The organism is Gilliamella sp. B3023, assembly GCF_026536845.1.
GTDB lineage: Bacteria > Pseudomonadota > Gammaproteobacteria > Enterobacterales > Orbaceae > Gilliamella > Gilliamella apicola_E.
Genome location: NZ_JAFNNH010000071.1, coordinates 1 through 755 on the forward strand (window position 1 = coordinate 1; position 755 = coordinate 755).

The 755-nt window shown below is 39.7% G+C and carries 1 protein-coding gene; it reads right to left on the reverse strand.

The genetic code is table 11. The features are described 5' to 3' along the window. Positions 1-469, reverse strand: a 469-nt coding sequence (locus J3U16_RS12015) for a hypothetical protein (RefSeq protein ID WP_267343213.1), incomplete at its 3' end; no start/stop codon positions are given. Positions 470-755: the final 286 nt, after the last annotated feature.

Here is a 755-nt window from a genome sequence, read left to right on the forward strand (position 1 = left end):
TTGCACTGAAAGTACTATGATTAGGAAAACCGTAACGAGTAGATAATGTACCGTCAGTACTGGATAACGTAACCTTATAAGGTGCCTTACAAATTGTTGGAACTGTACTACGTGATACCGTTTGACCACTTTTATCGACGATAGATAAACTTAAACGACCAGTAGCAGTAACACCAGAATCACCATCATCATCCCCCCAATAATTATTAGGAGGACCGATAAGATAACTCAAAGCGACTGAATTAGTATCAGTAGGAACGAACATACTTATATCAGCAAAACTCTGACCCGCAACCGGCAAGACGATTGGAGTTGTAGATGAAGAATTGATTGAAGGTGTATATTTAGTTCCGTTAGATAGCGTAATCCCAAGCAGGTCGTTAGTATTAACAGCACGTGTATGACCACCGTCGAAAGTCAAATAAGGAGGAGAGCCCTGTATCTGATTTGCTGTTGTCTGTGATGTCAATGCGTGACCCGAAAAAGAAAGGAAAAGGGCCAAGAAAAAAACAATCTGCCGGGATAATTGGAAAAAATCGAATGATCGAAAAAAGGATCCGAAAAAGGATCGCGGAAGCGATCGCGCGAAAATTCGCAGAATTTCACTTGATTGCGTGGAAAAATAAGTTTTAGTGAAAAATTTAAGTTGGGAGTTGAACTTAGACGAATCTAAAAGATAGGTTGGCCAGGTTGCCTGTTGCCTGTTGCCTGTTGAAAATTATAATGCATTTTAGACTACCTTGTCAAGTAATTTT